The 15,011-nt window shown below is 59.9% G+C and carries 14 protein-coding genes; 3 read left to right on the top strand and 11 right to left on the bottom strand.

Going from position 1 to position 15,011, the window contains the following annotated elements; translation table 11 throughout:
- Positions 1-99: 99 nt before the first annotated feature.
- Both EJA70_RS12620 and EJA70_RS12625 read left to right on the top strand, forming a co-directional pair.
- Positions 100-837 (top strand): TorF family putative porin, encoded by a 738-nt coding sequence (locus tag EJA70_RS12620; RefSeq protein WP_158831071.1) that lies wholly within the window; start codon positions 100-102, stop codon positions 835-837.
- A gap of 229 nt (positions 838-1,066) precedes the next feature.
- A complete protein-coding gene (locus EJA70_RS12625; protein WP_158831073.1) occupies positions 1,067-2,725 on the top strand; it encodes a phosphoethanolamine transferase in 1,659 nt (552 codons plus the stop codon).
- 126 nt (positions 2,726-2,851) lie between these two features.
- On the opposite strand, the gene EJA70_RS12630 is transcribed toward EJA70_RS12625, so the two are convergent.
- The 11 genes from EJA70_RS12630 to EJA70_RS12680 form a co-directional block, all read right to left on the bottom strand.
- Positions 2,852-3,124, bottom strand: a complete 273-nt coding sequence (locus EJA70_RS12630; RefSeq protein ID WP_158831075.1) for a DUF971 domain-containing protein — start codon at positions 3,122-3,124, stop codon at positions 2,852-2,854.
- A complete protein-coding gene (locus EJA70_RS12635) occupies positions 3,121-4,083 on the bottom strand; it encodes a HEAT repeat domain-containing protein (RefSeq protein ID WP_158831077.1) in 963 nt (320 codons plus the stop codon). The genes EJA70_RS12630 and EJA70_RS12635 overlap by 4 nt, the downstream gene beginning before the upstream one ends.
- The gene (locus tag EJA70_RS12640) at positions 4,080-4,928 is read right to left on the bottom strand and encodes an ABC transporter ATP-binding protein (protein WP_158831079.1); all 849 of its coding nucleotides are present in this window, start codon (positions 4,926-4,928) and stop codon (positions 4,080-4,082) included. The genes EJA70_RS12635 and EJA70_RS12640 overlap by 4 nt, the downstream gene beginning before the upstream one ends.
- Positions 4,928-5,710, bottom strand: a complete 783-nt coding sequence (locus EJA70_RS12645) for an ABC transporter permease (protein ID WP_158831081.1) — start codon at positions 5,708-5,710, stop codon at positions 4,928-4,930. Before EJA70_RS12645 ends, EJA70_RS12640 begins: the two co-directional genes overlap by 1 nt.
- Before the next feature lie 250 nt (positions 5,711-5,960).
- Entirely contained in the window at positions 5,961-7,364 is a 1,404-nt protein-coding gene (locus EJA70_RS12650) for an ABC transporter substrate-binding protein (protein WP_158831083.1), read from the bottom strand.
- A gap of 251 nt (positions 7,365-7,615) precedes the next feature.
- Complete coding sequence (locus tag EJA70_RS12655; protein WP_003225615.1) at positions 7,616-7,861, bottom strand: ferredoxin family protein; 246 nt, start codon at positions 7,859-7,861, stop codon at positions 7,616-7,618.
- Positions 7,862-7,889: 28 nt separating this feature from the next.
- A complete protein-coding gene (locus EJA70_RS12660; protein WP_122600338.1) occupies positions 7,890-9,620 on the bottom strand; it encodes a fumarate reductase/succinate dehydrogenase flavoprotein subunit in 1,731 nt (576 codons plus the stop codon).
- Positions 9,617-10,369, bottom strand: coding sequence for a GntR family transcriptional regulator (locus EJA70_RS12665; RefSeq protein WP_130926627.1), 753 nt, complete (start codon positions 10,367-10,369; stop codon positions 9,617-9,619). Before EJA70_RS12665 ends, EJA70_RS12660 begins: the two co-directional genes overlap by 4 nt.
- A 220-nt stretch (positions 10,370-10,589) precedes the next feature.
- Complete coding sequence (locus EJA70_RS12670) at positions 10,590-11,558, bottom strand: Gfo/Idh/MocA family protein (protein WP_158831085.1); 969 nt, start codon at positions 11,556-11,558, stop codon at positions 10,590-10,592.
- Between the two features lie 10 nt (positions 11,559-11,568).
- Positions 11,569-12,456, bottom strand: a complete 888-nt coding sequence (locus EJA70_RS12675) for a Dyp-type peroxidase (protein WP_158831087.1) — start codon at positions 12,454-12,456, stop codon at positions 11,569-11,571.
- 228 nt (positions 12,457-12,684) lie between these two features.
- Positions 12,685-13,722, bottom strand: a complete 1,038-nt coding sequence (locus tag EJA70_RS12680; RefSeq protein ID WP_158831089.1) for an AraC family transcriptional regulator — start codon at positions 13,720-13,722, stop codon at positions 12,685-12,687.
- A 209-nt stretch (positions 13,723-13,931) separates the two neighbouring features.
- On the opposite strand from EJA70_RS12680, the gene EJA70_RS12685 reads away from it, so the two are divergent.
- Positions 13,932-14,879 (top strand): transporter, encoded by a 948-nt coding sequence (locus EJA70_RS12685; protein ID WP_158831091.1) that lies wholly within the window; start codon positions 13,932-13,934, stop codon positions 14,877-14,879.
- Positions 14,880-15,011: the final 132 nt, after the last annotated feature.

Consider the following 15,011-nt stretch of genomic DNA (forward strand, 5'->3'; position numbering starts at 1 on the left):
GATCTTGTTTTTAAGGATCAAGATCAAAAGATCGCAGCCTGCGGCAGCTCCTACAGGGGTTCGTACTGCCCAAAAATAATCACAACATCGGGACTTCACATGAAAGCCTTGCCCCTGTTCGCCCTGAGTTTTTTGAGCGCGCTGCCCTTGAGCAGCCAAGCGATCCCTTTGAACGATGATTTTGCGCTGGTGGTGGACCTGAATTTAGCCAGCGATTACCGCACTCGCGGCATCTCGCAAACGCAAAACGACCCTGCCGTGCAGGCCGGTTTGACCCTCGCGCACAGCAGCGGCCCGTACCTCGGCGCCTGGAGCTCCAACGTCGATTTCGGCGGCGGCCTGAAAACCCGTCAGGAAGTCGATTATTACGGCGGCTGGCTATGGCAGGCGACCGAGGATGTCAGCCTTGATCTGGGCTACATCAAGTACGCCTACCCCAAGGAAAGCCAGTTCAACCAGAGTGAGGTCTACGGGATTCTCGGCGTGTACGGGGTGAAGCTGGCGGCGTATTACTCCAACGACGCGCCGGGGATCGATAGCCAGCAGAACTCGCTGTACACCTACATCGGTTATGAAACTGAATTGCCCTATGACTCGGGGCTGAAGTTGCGTTACGGCAACATGGATTTCAAGGATCTGCACTTGTACTCGGCGTCGGGCAGCGCTGAAGACTCGTACCGCGAGTGGGAGGTCAAACTCACTCACAACCTCGCCGGCGTGGTGTTGGGACTGAGTTACATCGACACTGACCTCTCACAGAGCCAATGCCTGAGCAACTGGGGCTTCAAAGACGTCTGCACCGCCACCGTCGTCGCCAGCCTAAGCAAATCCTTCTGACCCCCACGCCCCCACTGTAGGAGCTGCCGTAGGCTGCGATCTTTTGATCTTGATCTTTAAAAACAAGATCAAGATCAAAAGATCGTCCGATCGCGGCCCGAACCTTCAGCAGCTCCTACAGGGTTGCTTTCGACTTGTTACAGGATGTTTACGGATTTTTTACTATTGTTCTTCTACTGTTACACGCGCAACCGTGTGTGTTTTCTATTTGAGTAGAGGAAAAGTGCGAATGGCTTTGGGCAACGGACTGCGTTTACCGTCCATCACTCCGACCCGACTGGTGCTGCTGTTTTCCCTGGCATTGGTCGCGCTGTACAACCTGGCGACCTGGAAGGCGCTGGGCACGCTGATCACTTTGCAAGGCGCGCACAAACTGGGGTTTTTCGCCTCGTTCGGGCTGTTTTTATGGGCGGCTATCACTCTGCTGCTGACGCTGGTGTCATTTCGCTGGACGCTGAAACCGGCGCTCACCGTGGTTGCCCTGCTCTCGGCCTGCGCAGCTTATTTCATGAACGAGTACGGCATCACCATCGACACGGTGATGATCCAGAACGTCTTCGAAACCAATCCATCCGAAGCCGCCGCGCTGTTCAACAGCAAGTTGCTCGCTTACGTGTTGCTGCTCGGTGTGTTGCCGGCGGCGCTGATCTGGCGTTGGCCGGTGAGTTATCGGCCGTTCTTTCGCGGGTTGCTCAACAAGGTTCTGGTGATCGTCGGTTGCGTGCTGGTGATCGCCGCCTCAGTGGGCACGTTCTATTCGACTTACGCGCCGATCTTTCGCGAAGAAGACAAGCTCACTCACTTCATCAACCCGACCAATTACATCTACGCGATCAGCAAATACACCAAGCAACGCCTGGGCATCAAAAAGCACTTCGTGGTGCAGGCCATCGGCGAAGACGCGGTGATGAGCGCCAAGGCTGCCAGTCGCGAGAAAAAATCGCTGATGGTCTTCGTGGTCGGTGAAACCGCCCGCGCCGATCACTTTTCGCTGAACGGCTATGAGCGCGAGACCAATCCCGAGTTGAGCAAACTCGACATCCTTAATTTCACTCAAGTGCATTCCTGCGGCACGTCGACGGCGGTGTCGGTGCCGTGCATGTTCTCGATGTTCCCGCGTGAGGACTACAGCGACAAGAAAGGCAAAACCTACCAAGGCCTGCTCGACATCCTCCAGCGCGCCGGGGTGCAGGTGCTGTGGCTGGACAACAACAGCGACTGCAAAGGCACCTGCCTGCGCGTACCGCACCGCGACATCGCGAAGAACCAGCCGGGGCCGTTCTGCGACGGCAACAACTGCCTCGATGAAGCGCTGCTGGCGGACCTGCAAGGCTACATCGACAGCCTCAAGGGCCACGCGATCATCGTCCTGCATGCGGACGGTAGCCACGGCCCCGAGTATTACCAGCGCTACCCGCAAGACATGGAGCGTTTCAAGCCGATCTGCCACACCAACCAGTTGGGCAGTTGCAGCCGCGATGAACTGGTGAACGTGTACGACAACACGATTTTGTACACCGACCACTTTCTCGCCAAGGTCATCGAGTTGCTCAAGCGCAATCAGCAGACACTGGATACGTCAATGGTGTACGTCTCCGATCACGGTGAATCGCTGGGCGAAAATGGCCTCTATCTGCATGCGGCGCCCTATGCGCTGGCGCCTGAAGCGCAAACGCATGTGCCGATGGTGATGTGGTTTGGTGATCACACACTGGCCAATGAAGGGATTGATCGCGGGTGCCTGCAAGGCAAGACTGCGCAGGCAGATCTGAGCCACGACAACCTGTTTCACTCGGTGCTGGGGTTGTTTGAGGTAAAGACCTCGCTGTATCAACCGGGGCTGGATATTTTCCATGGCTGCCGGCCTTCAATGACCGCCGCGCAATAACCCGACTGGCTGATTGCTGATTGGCAATTGGCAATGTAGGAGCTGCCGAAGGCTGCGATCTTTTGATGTTGATTGTTAAAAACAGGATCAAAAGATCGCAGCCTTCGGCAGCTCCTGCAGGGATTGTCATAGGTTTGCCAGATAGGGCCACGGGTAGATGCCGCGTTGGTGGCCGTCGCTGAAGATCAGTTGTACGCCGTAGCCCTGGGGGTTGAGTTCGATCAGGCGTACGCGATCATCAACCATCGGCGTCACGCCTTGCAGGCGGAAGGCGCGGCATTGCGAGCATGGGCACTGGCGGCGCAGTTCGGCGTGGTTGAGTTGCTGTTCGCGGCCATCTGGCCAACCCAGGCGTAACGTCCGCTCGCTTTGCGAGTTACTGACCGACAGCGGGTTCATTGCAATTGACTCAGGGCAATGCGCACGGCTTTGCGCACTTCCGGGTCGCCGTCATCCTGCGCGGCCTGCAACGCGGCCACGGCACCGCGATCATGCAACTCACCCAAGGCCAGCGCGGCCTCTTTGCGCAGGTTGCTGATGCGATGGCCGAGGGTGTCGATCAACGCGTCGAGTGCCGGCGCGAAACGCAAACGACCGAGGCTGCGGGTGGCGCGCAAACGCACTTGCCAATAATCGTCGCTCAGCGCTTCGACCAACGCTGAGCCCGCATCAATGTGGCCGACCTTGCCCAAGGTCGTCGCGGCTTCTTCGCGCACTTGCCAGGCGTTGTCCTGCAAGGCCTGACGCAGAGCCGGCAGGACTTCGGCGCTGGAGGCCAGGCCCAACGCGCCGGTGGCCGCGCGGCGCACTTCGGTGTCGGGGTCATCGCTGGCCAATCGGGCTAATGCCGGTAATGCGTCAAGTTGCTTGAGCCAGCCGAGCACCCCGACGGCTTCGCGACGAACACTGGCGTCGGCATCGTTCAGCGCGGTGACTGCAGCAGGCGCGGCATCGGCGAAACGCAGTTCACGCAGGGCACGGAACGCCGCGATACGTACGCTGACATCCGCGTGATCAGTCCACGGCAAAATCACCCGCCCCGCCGCTTCGGTTTTCAGCAAGCTCAGACTCTGCGCGGCAGCGGATTGCACGGCGGGCGCCGGATCGGTCAGCGCCTCGCACAGCGCTTGCACGACTTCCTCATCCTCCCAGGCTTCCAGCAACCGCGCGGCTTCGGCGCGGACTTCTTCGGCGGGATCTTGTCCCAGCCGATCAACCAGCCAGAGCAAGCCATCCGGCTCTTCAAGATCGGCCAGATCAATCAGGGCAATACGGCGCACGCCAGCGTCTTCTGCAGTCAGGCGCGGTTGCAGGGCGAGAATGTCGTCGTTATCGGTCACAGCAAAAATAGAGGTCATAGGGCAAATCGCGGCAAAGGGTTTTCGGGAGGCAGGCCGAGCGGATTGAGGCGCGGCAGCGGTCGGTCGTCGTCGTGGCGCAGCAGGTCGAGGCAGTGGCGTTTGAGTCGGGAAAATTCGGCGCTGGTCACCAATTCGCTGGTGCGCGGTCGGGCAAAATCCAGGCGCAAATCTTCGATGATTCGCCCCGGCCGCGCGCTCATCACCAGCAAGCGGTCAGCGAGAAACAGTGCCTCGTCGATGTCGTGAGTGACGAACACCACGGTGGTGCGGATGCGCGTCCAGATGTCCAGCAGCAGCTCTTGCATGTTCAGCCGGGTCAGCGCATCCAGCGCGCCGAACGGCTCGTCCATCAGCAACAGGCGCGGGCGATTGACCAGCACCCGGGCGATCTCGACGCGTTGCTGCATACCGCCAGAGAGCTGATCGGGCCAGCGCTCAGCGAAACCTTCGAGGCCAACCAGTTTGAGGATGTCTTCAGCAGCGCGATGCCGTTCAGCCTTGCCAATGCCGCGCATTTTCAGGCCGAAAGCGACGTTATCGCGCACCGTGCGCCACGGAAACAGCGTGTGATGCTGGAACACCATGCCGCGCTGCGGTGACGGCCCGGACACTTCGCCGCCATCAACTTTCAAGCTGCCGGCGTGCGCACTCAAATGCCCGGCCAAGGCACCGAGCAAGGTCGATTTGCCACAACCGGACGGGCCGAGAATGCACACGAACTGGCCGGGTTCGATCTGGCAATCAAGCTCCCGTACCGCTTCGAACGCTTCACTTCCTTGGCCGAGGACGATGGACAATTGGCGAATATCGATCCGCCCTTCCGGGGTTTGCATCGCGCTCATCAGGCTTTTCCTCGCGGTCGATGCCAGGGTGTGAACAACCCGCCCAGACGTTTGATCAGCAGACTGCTGCCCATGCCCAGCACACCGATCAAGAGCATGCCGACGACGATGTCGGCGTAGTTCTGAATCGTGTAGGACTCCCAGGTGTAGTAACCGATACCGAACTGGCCGGAGATCATTTCCGCCGTGACCAGACAGAACCACGAAGTGCCCATGCCGATTGCCAGCCCCGTGATGATGCTTGGCGCAGCACCCGGCAGGATGACTTCCAGCAGGATCGCCCGGCGCCCTGCCCCGAGGCTTTTCGCTGAGGCGATCAGGCGTGGGTCAACGCCTTCTACGCCGTGCACGGTGTTGAGCAGAATCGGGAACAGTGCGCCGGTGAAGGTGATGAAGACCATCGACAGTTCGGAGGACGGGAACATCAGGATCGCCAGCGGAATCCACGCGACGGCGGGGATTGGGCGCAGGACTTCCAGCGGTGGCAGCAGCAAGTCTTCGGCCCATTTCGAGCGGCCGATGGCCAAGCCCAGGGCGATGCCGATGACCAGTGCCGCAAGGTAGCCGGCGAAAACGCGGCTGAGGCTGGCGGAAAGGTGCTGCAGGAGTTTGCCGGAGTCGCCGAGGCCCAGCGCGGCTTCGATCACCGCGATGGGTGTCGGCACGTTGGCGAAGGTGACGAGGCCGAGGTTCCAGTGATGGCTGGCGGCGAGTTGCCAGAACAGCAGGCAGAGCAGCAGTGAAGCGGCTCTAGATGTCCAGCGTAGGGTGGGTGATTTCATGGATCGGGTTTCCAGTTGTGGAGCTGTGTTGTGGCTGATATTTACCCCCTCACCCCAGCCCTCTCCCCCAGGGGGGCGAGGGGAAAGGGAGCCGATCTTCAAGCTGTTCAAAACCTGAGCCCGGCTCGATAGAGTCTTTTCAAAGCCCGAGTTCGACTCGGTATCTCAAGTCGGCGTACCTCGCCCAAACACCTCGATCAGTCCCCTCTCCCTCCGGGAGAGGGCTAGGGTGAGGGGCTCTTGATCTTCATCAACGCGAGGCAACGGCTTGGGTGGTGGCATCGGTGAAGTCAAAGACTTTGCCGCCCTGTGCCGAGGCAAATTGAGCAGCTTGGCCTTTGAGCAGGAATGCACTCAGGCGCCCCTTGGCATCACTGGCAAACCATGCCTGCTCAGCCAACAACTTGATCCCGCTATCACTGGCCTGTGCATACACCGCCCGAACGCTCTTGCCTTCCTGCTTCAACGCCGCCAGCGCAGTAAACGCCTCTTCCGCCGAGGCGTACTGGCGCACTTTGTCTTCGCCGCGCACCCAGATTTCAGCGACATGGCTGAAGTCAGTGATTGCTTTACCGGACGCTGCATCCGTGGCCTTCAGCGGCGTCTGCGCGTAGTTGGCCAGTTGCGCGGTGTAATCGAGGTTCGATGCCTTGAACGCCGCACGGATGTATTGATCGTCAATGAAGGTATTGAGGTCGAGGCCACGATCGGCCTTCTTCAGCAGCTTCAGCGTATCGATCGCCGTGCCGACCGCCTGGCGATATTCAGGCTTCCAGCTCAGGTCGCGGGTCTGCACGCCAAGCGGGCCGTGGAACAGGTAATTGACCTCGGCATCGACGCCAGTGACTTTGGCGATCAGCTCGCTGTACTTCTCCGGTTCCGCCGCGAGCAGTTGATTGGCCTCGATGCTCGCACGCAGGTAAGCGACGACGACCTCTGGGTACTTTTTCGCATACGCCTGATCCACCAGCGCACCGTGGAAGGTCGGCGCATTGGCCTGGGCGCCGTCGTAGATCTTGCGGGCGAAACCACGACTCGGGAACAGTTCGGCGAACGGCACAAAATCGGCGTGGGCGTCGATCTTGCCGGCCTGCAACGCGGAGCCGGCAACCTCCGGCGGTTGGGCGATGATGTTGACGTCTTTCAGCGGGTCCCAACCCTGTGCCGCCACCGCACGCAGCAACATGCCGTGGGCGGTGGAGGCAAACGGTACGGAAATGGTCTTGCCTTTTAGCTCGCTCAGCGACTGCACGCCCGACGCGCTCGGCACGACGATGCCGTTGCCGCTGCCTTTGATACTGCCCGACAGCACGCTGATAAACAGGCTGTGCTTACCAGCGGTTTCAAACGCCACGCCGTTGAACGCGCCGGGGAAATCGGCCATGGCGCCGAAGTCGAGTTTGCCGGCAACCATCTCGTTGGTCAGCGGCGCGCCGCTGGTGAAGTTCTTCCACTGCACGTCGTACTTGGCGTCTTTATAAGCGCCGTCGTGGGGCAGGTATTTGTCGATCAGACCGAGTTCACGAATCAACAAGCCGCCGGCGGCGCAGTTGATGGTGGTGTCTTGGGTGCCGATGGCGATGCGGATGGTTTCGGCCGAGGCCGACAAGGTGAACGAAGCCAGTACCAGACCGGCGATTGCTGCACGCAACATGGTTGTTTCCCCTCGAATCATTTATTTGAGTTCGTCTCCGCCGCGATCAGGGCGCGGTGGGAAACGAGGGGTTTTCGATGAATCCAGCGTCCGGTGTTTCCGGATGGCTTTGCGGTATCTGGGCCGGCCTCATCGCTGGCAAGTCGAATCGTCGCACCGCAGCTCCCACAGGGATTTGCGGTGGGACCTAAATTTTGCAAACACCCGAGAAACCTGTGGGAGCTGGCTTGCCAGCGATGAGGCCCTTTCAATCAACGCAATAAATAGGGAATGTCGACTTTGACGGCGCCCGTCGGGCAATCCTTCTCGCACGGCATGCAGTACCAGCATTCGTCAAAAGCCATGTAGGCCTTCTGCGTCGCTGGATTGATCGCCAGCAAGTCCATCGGGCAAACGTCGACGCACACGGTGCAGCCCTTTTCGGCGATGCATTTGTCCTCGTCCACGGTGACGGGGGCGTTGGAGCGGAAGAAGATTTCCTGAGCTTGATAGGCCATGGTTCGGACTCTTTGATTTATTGATGTATCAAGCGGCGAAAGCGCCGACCCGCAAGCGGTCGTAGGCCTGCATTTCTTCGGCATCAAGCGGGATGATGTAAGGCTCGACGGCTTTCTTGAAACTGGTCATCTGGCCGTCATCGCCCTTCTTCAGGTGGCAATGGCAGAACCACTCGCTGTCGTTGCGCTGCGGGTGGTCGACGCGATAGTGGTACAGGCCCCAGCGGCTTTCGGCACGGAACAACGAGGCGCGGGCGGCCATTTCGGCGCAGTCGCGGATCACGCTGGTCTCCATCGCACGCATCAGTTCGTGGGCGTTGTTGGCCTTCATCTGCTCGAGATCGCGTTCGATGTCGCTGAAGCGTTGCAGGCCGATCTGCATTTTCTTGGTGACTTTCGGCGGTTGCAGGTAATCGTTGACGAAGCGTCGCAGCTTGTACTCGACCTGTGCCGGCGGCAGGCCATGTTCGCGATCCAGCGGTGCGTAGACCCGGGCTTTTTCTTTCTCGATCTGCTCGGCATCCAGCGCGGAAAACTCGCGCCCGGCGACGAAATCAGCGGCGTTGTGCCCGGCAAACCAGCCGTAGGTGAACGCGCCGAGCATGTAGTTATGCGGCACAGCGGCCATGTCACCCGCCGAGTACAAGCCTTTCACCGACGTCTCGGCGCGTTCGTTGACCCACACGCCAGACGCCGAGTGACCGCTGCAAAAACCGATTTCGGAGATGTGCATTTCGACCATTTGCGTGCGGTAATCAGTGCCGCGATTGGCGTGAAACTGGCCGCGACTCGGGCGCTCGTTGCTGTGCAGAATCTCCTCGATGTTCTGGATGGTTTCCTCGGCCAGGTGATCGAGTTTGAGGAACACCGGGCCGTTGCCGCTCTCCAGCTCCTGGTGAAACTCCCACATCATTTGCCCGCTCCAGTAGTCGCACTCGATGAAGCGTTCGCCCTTGTTGTTGGCGGTGTAGCCGCCCAGCGGGCCGGTGACGTAAGCGCAGGCCGGGCCGTTGTAATCCTTGATCAGCGGGTTGATCTGGAAGCACTCGAGGTTGGCCAGTTCGGCGCCGGCGTGATAGGCCATCGCGTAGCCGTCACCGGCGTTGGTCGGGTTTTCGTAGGTGCCCATCAGGTAGCCCGACGATGGCAGGCCGAGTCGCCCGGCAGCGCCGCAGGCGAGGATCACCGCTTTGGCTTTGATCACATGGAAATCAGCGGTGCGGCAGTCGAAGCCCATCACCCCGTTGACGGTGCCCTCCTCGTCGGTCAGCAATCGCGTGCAGACGAGGCGGTTGGTGATGCTCACTCGCGCACGTTTCAACTGGCGATAAAGAACCTTTTTGATGTCGTGCCCTTCCGGCATCGGCAGCACGTAGGCGCCCATGTGGTGGACTTTTTTCACCGCATAATCGCCGGTTTCGTCCTTCTCGAACTTCACGCCCCAACGGTCGAGCTGCTCGATGGTTTCGAAACTGTGGGTCGCGTAGGCGTACACCGCTGCCTGATTGACGATGCCGTCATTGGCGATGGTGATTTCCTTGGTGTACTGCTCCGGCGTCGAGTGGCCGGGGATGATCGCGTTGTTCAGGCCGTCCATGCCCATGCTGATCGCGCCGCTGCGTTTGACGTTGGCCTTGTCGACCAGCAACACGCGCAGGTCGCGGTTCTTTTCCTTGGCTTTGATCGCGGCCATCGGCCCGGCAGTGCCACCGCCGATGACGACAATGTCGTATTCCTGTTCGAGAACGTTGCGGGTCATGCCTGCTCCCCTTTTTGCCGGTCGATCCGCAGGCGGTACTGGAATGCATCGCCACGGTAATAAAGGTGTTCGAAATCCAGCGGCTGGCCCTGTGCGTCGTGGGTCAGACGTTCAATGCGCATGATCGGCGAGCCAGCCTCGACGTTCAGCGCCTGGGTCAGGTCGCTGTCAGCCAGCACCGCGTCGATGGCCAGATCGGCGTGGCCGAGGGCGATGCCGCAGTCGTTTTCGAGGATCAGGAAGATGTCGCGGGTGACCAGATCGGCCTTCTCCAGGCGCTCGCCGACGGCTTTTGGCAGGTAAGTGATTTCCAGCGAAATCGGCTCGCGATTGATCAACCGCACGCGTTTGATCTGCGCGACGATCTCGCCTTCGGTGACCTGCAAACGCTCGGCGACGCGCTTGTCGGCCGGGATGAATTTGAAGCTGCGCAGGCGGTTGATCACCTCGTAGCCACGGCCGGTCATCGACTCGGCGAGGCCTTGCAGGCTGCTGACGTTTTGAAAGGTTTTCGGCTTGGCGACGAAGGTGCCTTTGCCGTGGATCTTGAAGATCAGCCCCTCTTTTTGCAGATCGCCGAGCGCCTGACGCACGGTGATGCGGCTGACTTTGAACAGCGCACCCAGCTCGCTTTCGGAAGGCATCTGGCTGTCTTGCGGGTATTCGCCGTCGAGAATGCGCGCACGGAGGACATCGCGCAGTTGGGTGTGCAGCGGGACGCTACTGAGGGAGAGAACGTTATCGGTCATCACGGGATCACTTGTTATAACGAGTTATGACGTGATCTTAGAGTTGTTATGACAAGGTTAGAAATATTGTTTGGGCATAACCTTAGATGCATGACACACGCGATTCCCTGTGGGAGCTGGCTTGCCAGCGATGGCGTTCTGTCAGCCAACTGATTGGCTATCTGAACCACCGCTATCGCTGGCAAGCCAGCTCCCACAGGGGATGGTGTAAGACTGGAGGTCAGTGGCGTTTGAGAATTTGATCCATGACCCAATCGGTCTTGAGCGCTTGTTCGGCGACGGCGGGATGTTCTGAACCACCACGAATATGCGCATTCATGCCCAGCACGTGATGCCACTGAATGTGTTCGTGATGCGGGATTTCCAGGCTAATGATTTCATCGGCATGCAATTGCACGGGATGCTCATCAAACACCGAAAAACTGATGCGCCCAAGACTGCCGATAATCTCGACGCGATCCTCGCGCCGATCCGCAACAAAATTCCAGCACCCCATGCCCAGCGCCCCGGAGGCAAACCGCCAACTGGCGCTGACGGCATCTTCGGCGGCATACAAACCGGCTTGACGCGCGGTGAATCCAGCGACTTCGACAATGTCGCCGAGCAGATACTGGAACAGGTCAAAGCCATGGCTGGCGAGGTCGGCAAAGTAACCGCCACCGGCCACCGCCGGATCGGTACGCCAGTTGTCGCGACCGTCCAGATCCGCCGGCGAAGGCGCTTTGCTCAGCGTCCAGCTCAGATGCCGAACCTCACCAATACGCCCCTCCTCCAGCCACTGCCGCACCTGCGCAAAACGCGGCAACGAACGGCGGTAGTAGGAAACAAACAAACGCAATCCGGCCTCGGCAAACGCCTGCTGCATCTCGCGGCTTTGCCCGGCATTCAGCGCCATGGGCTTTTCCACGCAGCAATGTTTGCCGGCGGCAGCGACTTTCAAGCTGTAGGCATGGTGGCTGTCGGGCGGCGTGGCGATGTACACCGCGTCGACCTCGGGATCGTTGATCAGCGCATCGACGTCGGTGTAGACCCGCGCAATGCCGTGGCGCGCGGCGTAGTCAGTCACCGCCTCAAGGCGTCGGCCCATCACCGCCACCAGCGCCGAACCGGGCGCCTTATAGAAGGCCGGCCCGCTCTTGCGTTCAGCGACGCTGCCGCAACCGATCATGCCCCAACGCACCACGTCCATGTCCATTCCTTTAGCCGATGCGCAAGGCGCGCAGATCGAGGTGACCGTCCTTCAGCGGCGGGCACCAGTAGTAGCCGCCGGTGATCGGCCGGCTGATGCGATACAAACCGTCGGTGATGCCATCTTCCAGGCCGCTCATGCGTCGCAATTGCGCTTCGAAGGCATCCAGCGAGAAACCAAAGGCGAGGAACATCAGCCCGGCGCGATCACCTTCGATCCACGGCATCGAGCGGCGCACGACGAACGCTTCCGGGGCGAAGCTTTCCTGCGCGGTGCGTTTGACGTGGGCGGAGACTGGCGCGTCGTCGATCTCTTCGTTATCGCTGAGGCGACGGCCCATGATGTTGTCTTTGTCGTCGGCCGAGAGTTTGTGGAAACCCTTGAGGTCGTGCTGCCATTGCTGGATCGCGGCGAAGCTGCCGCCGACCATGCCGTCAGTGCCGGCGCTTTGCAGGGCGGCGGCGATAGCGGCTTCGTCGTGCGGGTTCTCGGTGCCGTCTTCGTAACCGGTGAGGTCGTGGCCGTCCTTGTGGCGGAAGGCTTCCTGCATTTCGACCAGGCGCAGGGCCGGGGCCAGTGCGGCTTCGAGGGCGTTGCAGCGGTTGAGCAGTTCACCACGGTCGACGCCGTGCAGCCAGACCCACAGTGCGTGTTGGGTCGACGGGTTTTCGACGCCGACGCCGCTCATGGCCGGGAAGCTGCGCAGGCCGTCGATCTGCACGTTGAGGGCCTTGGCCAGGGACTCGCCAAATCCGACCACTGCCGACTTGCCGTCCACCTGATTGATCAGGTTGTCGATCGCCTGCGGCAGTGCTGCTACCGACTCGAGGGCGAAAAACAGATGGCGTGCTTGCGCAGGAACGGGGGTGGCGAGAATGCCCGGCTGGTAGTAACTCATGTGAACTCCTTGGAAAAGTGCGCGGGAGTTTACCTGTGGCCGGACAGTTTGTGGGGATTCAGAAGGCGCTGACGATGACCTGTGGCGAGGGGATTTATCCCCGATGGGCTGCGAAGCAGCCCCAATTTCATTCAATTCGGTACATCTGATAAATCGCGGTGACCGGTTTTCAGGACTGCTTCGCAGCCCATCGGGGATAAATCCCCTCGCCACAAAGGGTCATGTGCACTAAGCCGTAGTGCTCTCATGCCGCCACGCACTCGGGCTCAGCCCCGTCCAGCGCTTGAACGCCCGGCGAAAACTGCGCACATCGCTGTAGCCCACCTCTTCAGTAATCCGTTCGATCGGCATATCGGGATTGGCCAGCAAACTCATCGTCCGCGCCTGGCGCACCTGCTCCAGCAGCGCCTCAAACGTCAGCGCATGCTCAGTCAAGCGCCGACGCAACGTGCGACTGCTCATGTTCAAATCACCGGCAATCTTTTCGATATGGCTGCCACGACTCAGGTCCCGGGCAATCGCCCGCTCCACCGCCTGAATCAGATCAAGCTTCTGATGCACCTGCGCCGCTTCCAGCTCCAGCAAGGCAACCGCCTGACGCAGCGCCAGCGAATGATGGTTGGGCAGGTTGACGTCCAGCCATTGCACATCGATCAGCATGCGATTGTGCAAGCAACCAAAACGCACCTCCGGTCCCAGCAGACGATGGTATTCGCTGAGGTAATCCGGCGCGGCGTGCACAAACTCGACGGCAATCGGCTTGAAATCAGCGCCCGCCAAGGCTCGGCCGTACACCAGCAAACTGGCGAAAAACTCTTCCACCGCGAACACCTGAACATCGGCAAACGGCAAGCGACATTCAGCATCGAGATGCACCTGAGCGCCGACCACATCGACACTGGACACCACAATCCCGCCCGAGGTGTGCTGATGACGAATCCCGAGGGCAAAGGCATCGCGCAAAGTCTTGCACAGCGACAACACATGCCCAAGCAAACCCAGCGTACCCAGCACGTTCTGCGCGCCGACCCACAGCCCCAAACCTTGATTGGGCAGCACTTTGAGTGCGCGTTGAATCATTGCCACGGCCTGGCGATAGGAAATTCGCTGCGCCGGGTCTTGCAGATCTTCAAGGGTAAAGCCCAGGCCACGGCACAGGCTTTCGGGGTCGACGCCCTTGTTCTGCGCAACTTCGGCGAGGGTTTGCAGGAGGAACGGCGAGACCAGCGCCAGTTCGAAAGTCGGGTCTTGGACTTTTACATTCATGGGGATGACATTCCGGATCACGCTTGATTGTTATTTTTGTAACCGGTTATGTCGATGGAAGTTAGCACAGGGTTTGCCAGCTGTCCGCAGAAGTCCCCTCAGTGTCCGCCAATACCCTGCCCTGCCGGGCGCCAAGCGCTTATTTCTAGAGTGCCGGGCGGACTGCGTGCCGGCGTTGCGCCCAAAACACAATAATAATGAGGACGGATATGCACCCGAACCGCGCGACATTCCCCCTGCGCCTGGCCCTTTGCTTGCTGGGCGGCGCCGTGACCCTACCGGCGTTGGCGACCGAAGCCGGCGTCGACAACATCGGCCCCGGCACCGACGGTTTCTTCATGCTGCCGCTGGACGTCAACAGCCTTCCGGAGAACATGGTCGCGTTCAACCTCTACTACAACCACTACAAATCACGCAGCCTGAACATCAGTTCACTGGGCGGCAAAGTGCACGATGTCGAGATCGAGTCGACCGCGGTGATCCCGCGCCTCGACTACCTGAGCCCGGTGCGGGTGTTGGGTGGGCGGCTGGCCGGCTACATCGCGCAGCCGTGGTTGAAGCAGGAAGTCTCGGTGTTCGGCCTGAGCGACACCCGCGAAGGCATGGGCGATACCACCATTGCACCGATCATTCTGTGGGACATGGGCAAGAACCTGACCCTCGGCGCGGCCATCGAAGTCACCGTGCCGACCGGCGAATACAGCGTCGACCGGCTGGCCAACACCAGCAACAATTTCTACACCTACAAACCGTTGTTCTCCTTCACCTGGCTGCCGACCGACAAGACCGAAGTGTCGATGAAGACCACCTACAGCTTCAACGAGAAGAACAAGGACACCGACTACAAGTCCGGGCAGATCTTCCATTTCGATTATTCGGCCAGCTACAAGATCACCGACGACCTGATGCTCGGCCTCAACGGCTACTACCTCAAGCAGACCACCGACGACAAACAGTTCGGCCACACCGTGCAGTTTGCCGGACAGGACGTCGATGACGGCGTGCGCGGCGAAGTCTTCGCGATTGGTCCGGCCCTGCACTTCACCTTCCTCAAATACGCCAGCGCGGAGATTCGCTGGGCCAAGGAATTTGATGTGGAGAACCGCCCGCAAGGCGAAATGCTCTGGGCGAAAGTCAGCATCCCCTACGCCTTCTGAACTCCCTGTAGGAGCTGCCGCAGGCTGCGATCTTTTGATCTTGATCTTTAAAAGCAAAATCAAAAGATCGCAGCCTGCGGCAGCTCCTACAGGTGATAAAAAAAGGGCGACCAACCGGCCGCCCAAACGTAC

The sequence above is a fragment of the Pseudomonas sp. PB103 genome, from assembly GCF_009764635.1.
Classification (GTDB): Bacteria; Pseudomonadota; Gammaproteobacteria; order Pseudomonadales; family Pseudomonadaceae; genus Aquipseudomonas.